We start from the raw sequence: 5,960 nt of genomic DNA, 5'->3' as shown, positions 1-5,960 counted from the left end.
TGACCGATCGGCCCGCGCCTGCTGGTAGATTTGGAGTGCCGATCGACCCTGCGTGGGAGAGTCCTCGGGGTGCGCTGCACCTGCGAGGCGCCGAAGGGGCAACATCCCCGGAACCTCTCAGGCGCCAGGACCACGCGGGCGAGGCAACTCTGGAGACACGTCACCGTGCTCGACAGACGGGGAGCGTGTGTCGTCCGCTCGAACCCGTCAGGAGCCCGCATGTCGATCGACCACCTCGTGCCCGTCACCACCGGAACATCCACCGAGACGGTGATGGCCGACTTCGTCAGCCGCCACGTCGGGCCGGCCGGTGACGACGTGCGCCACATGCTCGAGGTGGTGGGTCAGCCCACGCTCGATGCCATGTGCGACCGCGCCATCCCGGGCGCCATCCGGTCGCAGTCGCCGCTCCGGATCGAGGCGGCAGCCAGCGAGAGCGCCGTCATCGAGGAGCTCCGCGGGTTCGCCTCACGCAACTCGGTGCTCACCTCGCTCATCGGCCTCGGCTACTACGGCACCGTGACGCCACCGGTCGTGCGCCGCAACGTCCTGGAGAACCCCGCCTGGTACACCGCCTACACGCCCTACCAGCCCGAGATCTCCCAGGGGCGCCTCGAGGCCCTGCTCAACTTCCAGACGGTCATCACCGACCTCACCGGGCTCGACGTCGCGGGCTCGTCGCTCCTCGACGAGTCGACCGCCGCGGCGGAGGCGATGTCGTTGATGCGCCGCGCCAGCAAGGCACCTGCCGACGCCGTCGTGCTCGTCGACGAGCGGCTCTTCCCGCAGACGATCGCCGTGATGCGCACGCGGGCCGACGCGCTCGGACTGCCCCTGCGCGTCACCGACCTGCGCGGTGTCACCGACCCCGACTCCCTGGCCGCCGCCGCCGACGACAAGCCTGTCGTCGGGGCACTCGTGCAGTATCCCGACGCCACCGGCGAGATCGTCGACTGGACGGCCCTGACGGCGGCCGTCCACGAGGCCAAGGGCCTCGTCACCGCCTGCGCCGACCTGCTCGCGCTCACCCTGGCCAGCGCCCCGGGCGAGTGGGGAGCCGACATCGCCGTCGGCAGCGCGCAGCGCTTCGGCGTCCCGATGGGCTTCGGGGGCCCGCACGCCGGCTACATGGCCGTCCACCGCGGGCTCGAGCGCCAGATCCCCGGCCGCCTCGTCGGCGTCTCCGTCGACGCCGAGGGCCACCAGGCCTACCGCCTGGCCCTGCAGACGCGCGAGCAGCACATCCGCCGCGAGAAGGCGACCTCCAACATCTGCACCGCGCAGGTGCTTCTGGCCGTCATGGCGAGCATGTATGCCGTGTGGCACGGTCCCGCCGGACTCGTGGCCATCGCGAAGCGCGTGGGAGCCCTCACCGCCGCCCTGCGCGGCGCCCTGATCGACGGCGGCCTCGACGTCGAGACGACGGCGTTCTTCGACACGCTCGCGGTCGTCGTGCCGGGTCGTGCGGACGAGGTCACGACCGCCTTCGCCGACCGGGGGATCAACGTCTGGCGCGTCGACGCCGACCGTGTCTCGCTCAGCCTCGACGAGACGTCCACRCCCGCCACCGTGCACGCGGTCCTCGACGCCTTCGGCGTGAAGACGTCCGACGTCGTGACGTCCGGCACCAGCGGGACGGCAGCACACGGCATACCCGAGGGTCTGGCGCGCACGTCCGAGTTCCTCACCCACCCGGTCTTCCACGCGCACCACTCCGAGACGGCGATGCTGCGCTACCTGCGCCGGCTCTCCGACCGCGACTTCGCCCTCGACCGCGGCATGATCCCGCTCGGCTCGTGCACCATGAAGCTCAACGCGACCACGGAGATGGAGTCGATCACCTGGCCGGAGTTCGCCAACCTGCACCCGTTCGCGCCGGCGCAGCAGACCGAGGGGATCCGCACCCTCATCGACGACCTGTCGTCGTGGCTGTGCGAGATCACCGGCTACGACGCCGTCTCCCTACAGCCCAACGCCGGCTCGCAGGGCGAGTTCGCGGGCCTGCTCGCGATCCACGCCTACCACCAGGCGCGCGGCGAGGGCCACCGTCGGGTCTGCCTCATCCCTGCGAGCGCGCACGGCACCAACGCCGCCTCCGCGGTCATGGCGGGGCTCAAGGTCGTCGTCGTCAAGACCGCCGGGGACGGCACGGTCGAGATGGACGACCTGCGCGCGAAGATCGAGGCGCACCGCGACGACCTCGCGGCCATCATGGTGACCTACCCGTCCACGCACGGCGTCTACGAGGACACCATCACCGAGCTGTGCGAGCTCGTCCACGAGGCCGGCGGACAGGTCTACGTCGACGGCGCCAACCTCAACGCCCTCGTCGGGCTCGCCCAGCCCGGGGAGTTCGGCGCGGACGTCAGCCACCTCAACCTCCACAAGACCTTCTGCATCCCGCACGGCGGCGGCGGCCCGGGCGTCGGCCCGGTCGCGGTGCGCGCCCACCTCGCCCCGCACCTGCCCAACCACCCGCTCGCCGCGGAGGCCGGTCCCGCGACCGGCGTCGGCCCGGTGTCTGCCGCTCCCTACGGGTCTGCGAGCATCCTGCCGATCTCGTGGGCCTACGTCCGGCTCATGGGCGGGGAGGGCCTGCGCCACGCCACGCAGATGGCCGTGCTCGGAGCGAACTACATCGCGGCCCGGCTCCGCGAGCACTACCCGGTGCTCTACGCCGGCCACGACGGTCTCGTCGCGCACGAGTGCATCCTCGACGTCCGGCAGATCACGGCCGAGACGGGTGTCACCGTCGACGACATCGCCAAGCGCCTCGTCGACTACGGCTTCCACGCTCCGACGATGAGCTTCCCCGTCGCGGGCACGCTCATGGTCGAGCCGACCGAGTCCGAGAACCTCTACGAGCTCGACCGCTTCTGCGACGCGATGATCGCGATCCGCGGCGAGATCGAGGCGATCCGCGCCGGCGAGGTCGCCGTGGCCGACAGCATGTTGCGACACGCCCCGCACACGGCGCTGAACATCGCGGGGGAGTGGAACCACCCCTACGAGCGCACCGAGGCCGCCTTCCCCGTGGGGGTGCACGCCGCCGACAAGTACTGGCCGCCGGTCAGCCGCATCGACGGTGCCTACGGCGACCGCAACCTCGTCTGCTCCTGCCCGCCGCCGGAGGCCTTCGAGGGCTGATCCCCGACGCCGCAGCGGCCACCACCTCACGGGAACTGCGCCGAGGTGGTGGGCTCTGCGTGCGTGCCACTCGCGTCGAGACCGCGAGTGTGGTTGTCTCCTCACGTGGGAGCCGACGTCGAGCAGGCCAGGTACACGCGTGAGCAGCGGCAGAAGTACCGCGAGAAGGTGCGCCGCGACCTCGACGTGTTCGAGCGGATGCTCGGCAAGAGCGAGTTCGAGTTCGACCGACCCATGACCGGTCTCGAGATCGAGCTCAACCTCGTCAACGAGGACCTCGGGCCCAAGCTCGACAACAAGACGGTGCTCGAGCAGATCGCCGACGAGGACTACCAGACCGAGCTGGCGCGCTACAACATCGAGCTCAACGTCCACCCCCGCCCGCTCCCGGGCGACTCGGCCATCGAGCTCGAGCAGCTGCTGCGCGAGTCCCTCAACCGGGCCTCCGCCAAGGCTGCCGAGGCCCATGCCGGCATCGTCGCCATCGGCATCCTGCCGACCGTCATGCCCGAGCACTTCGAGGGCGACTGGATCAGCGAGAACATCCGCTACGCCGCGCTCAACAACGCGGTGCTCGACGCCCGGGGTGAGGACGTCTGGCTCGAGCTGGAGGGCCCGACGGGGGAGCGCATCGCCCGCTACTCCGACAGCCTGGCCCCTGAGTCGGCCTGCACCTCGATCCAGCTGCACCTGCAGGTGCAGCCCGAGCGCTTCGCCGACCACTGGAACGCCGCCCAGGTCCTCGCCGGCCCGCAGCTCGCGCTCGGCGCGAACTCGCCGTTCTTCCTCGGGCAGCGACTGTGGGCCGAGACCCGGATCCCGCTCTTCACCCAGGCCACCGACACGCGCTCGGTCGAGCTGAAGAACCAGGGCGTCCGCCCCCGCGTCTGGTTCGGCGAGCGGTGGATCACCTCGATCTTCGACCTCTTCGAGGAGAACGTTCGCTACTTCCCGGCGCTTCTGCCCGAGCTCTACGACGAGGAGCCCGAGGAGGTCTTCGAGCGCGGCGAGGTGCCCGAGCTCAAGGAGCTGCGCCTGCACAACGGCACGGTCTACCGCTGGAACCGCCCGATCTACGACATCGTCGGCGGTCGGCCGCACCTGCGCGTCGAGAACCGCGTCCTGCCGGCCGGGCCGAGCATCGCCGACGTCATGGCCAACGCCGCGTTCTACTACGGCACCATGCGCATCCTCGCCGAGGAGGACCGCCCGGTCTGGACCCGGATGAGCTTCTCGGCAGCGGAGGCCAACTTCGAGGAGGGCGCCCGCCTCGGGATCGACGCCAGCACCTACTGGCCCGGCTTCGGGGACGTGCCGGCCACCGAGCTCGCGCTGCGCCGCCTGTTGCCCATGGCCCACGAGGGTCTCGAGCGCTGGGGGGTCTCTGCGGCCGTGCGGGACCGCTTCCTGACGATCATCGAGCAGCGATGCCTTCTGGGCATCAACGGGGCGTCGTGGCAGACCGAGTGCGTCGCCCGGCTCGAGGCCCGGGGCGTGACCCGCGACCAGGCGCTGCGCGAGATGCTCCGCCACTACATCGAGGGCATGATGGCCAACGAGCCCGTGCACACGTGGGACCTCCCGCGCAACTGATCGCGAGCGGGTGAGCCTGTGCCCCAACCCCGCCGGCGTATGCCGTGAGCCCGGGCACCCGGCATACGCCAGCGTTGCGCTTCGGTCAGTCGGAGAGCAGCCGCCAGGGGGAGAGGTTGTACATCCCCAGGCAGCGGGTGGACCGGTGGTGCGTCAGCACGCTCATCGACCCGGCGTCGAGGATGAGCTGCTGGCCGAAGCGCGGGTCCACCCCGAGGAAGGTGGCCGTCAGCACGCGGAGCGCGTGGCCGTGTCCGAAGAGCGCGACGTCGCCGTGCTCGAGGTCCGGCCACACCTTGTCGATGACCTGCTGGGCCCGCGCCGACACCTCCTCGACGGTCTCGCCCGGCGTGGCGCCGGGCTGCACGCCGTCGACGAAGACCTCCCACGGGTGGCCGATCTCGGCACTGATCTGCTTCGTCGTGACGCCCTCGTAGGCTCCGTAGTCCCACTCGCGCAGGAGCGGTTCGACCTCGAAGTCGCCGAGGCCGGCGAGCTCGGCCGTCCGCTTCGCGCGCTGGAGCGGGCTGACGAGGACGCGCTCGAAGCGGTGCTTGCGCAGCACGTCGGCGAGCTCGCGGGCAGCCGCCTCGCCCTCGGGCAGCAGCGGCAGGTCGGTCGTCCCGGTGTGCTGCCCACTCAGCGACCACTCCGTCTCGCCGTGCCGGAAGAGGTAGATGTTGCCGGGAACGACACCGTCGGGAGTGGCCATGACCGCCACAGTATCGGCGACGCCCCGTCGACCCGCGCTGACCTGCGACGCTCCGGCAGACTCTCGGGCAGGCTCTCGGACAGACTCTGGGGCAGACTCAGCGACATGGACCTGCCCTTCCACCTGCTCAACGTCTTCTCGATCGCCGGCCGGCCCTTCTCGGGCAACCCGCTCTGCGTCTTCCCCGACGCTGCGATGCTCACCGACGAGGAGATGCTCGCCTGGGCGCGCCAGTTCAACCTCAGCGAGTCGACGTTCGTGACCTCGCTCGGGGCCGGCGCCACGGGGGAGGCGGACGTGCGCATCTTCACCCCCGGGCACGAGATGCCGTTCGCCGGCCACCCGACGCTGGGCACGGCGGAGGTCGTCGCGGCGCTCGGGGGCGGTCTGGACACGGTGCACCTGCGCATGCCCGCCGGGCGCATCCCGGTCACGCGCGTGGACGGCGGCTGGCGCCTGACGGCCCGGGCGGCCACCCTGCGCGAGGTGGCCGCGAGCGGTGCGGACC

At 71.2% G+C, this 5,960-nt stretch carries 4 protein-coding genes and 1 riboswitch; of the genes, 3 read left to right on the top strand and 1 reads right to left on the bottom strand.

Going from position 1 to position 5,960, the window contains the following annotated elements:
- The first annotated feature begins 43 nt into the window (after positions 1-43).
- Positions 44-143: riboswitch (glycine riboswitch) on the top strand.
- A gap of 76 nt (positions 144-219) precedes the next feature.
- Positions 220-3,147, top strand: coding sequence for an aminomethyl-transferring glycine dehydrogenase (gene gcvP / locus AC1DP0_RS16800; RefSeq protein WP_478086410.1), 2,928 nt, complete (start codon positions 220-222; stop codon positions 3,145-3,147).
- A 105-nt stretch (positions 3,148-3,252) separates the two neighbouring features.
- A complete protein-coding gene (locus tag AC1DP0_RS16795) occupies positions 3,253-4,740 on the top strand; it encodes a glutamate-cysteine ligase family protein (RefSeq protein ID WP_478086405.1) in 1,488 nt (495 codons plus the stop codon).
- Between the two features lie 85 nt (positions 4,741-4,825).
- On the opposite strand, the gene AC1DP0_RS16790 is transcribed toward AC1DP0_RS16795, so the two are convergent.
- The gene (locus tag AC1DP0_RS16790) at positions 4,826-5,452 is read right to left on the bottom strand and encodes a histidine phosphatase family protein (protein WP_478086401.1); all 627 of its coding nucleotides are present in this window, start codon (positions 5,450-5,452) and stop codon (positions 4,826-4,828) included.
- Positions 5,453-5,557: 105 nt separating this feature from the next.
- Here AC1DP0_RS16790 and AC1DP0_RS16785 point away from each other — a divergent pair.
- On the top strand, positions 5,558-5,960 hold a 403-nt coding region (locus AC1DP0_RS16785; RefSeq protein WP_478086399.1), incomplete at its 3' end, for a PhzF family phenazine biosynthesis protein.

It is taken from the genome of Terrabacter sp. P5_B1 (genome assembly GCF_056400505.1).
The sequence above is the reverse complement of the archived record's forward strand: the minus strand, read 5'-3'. Positions and strand labels throughout refer to the sequence as shown.

Coding starts and splice junctions, on each gene's coding strand:
- AC1DP0_RS16790 (WP_478086401.1), bottom strand. CDS start 5,452: ATGGCCACTCCCGACGGTGTCGTTCCCGGCAACATCTACCTCTTCCGG.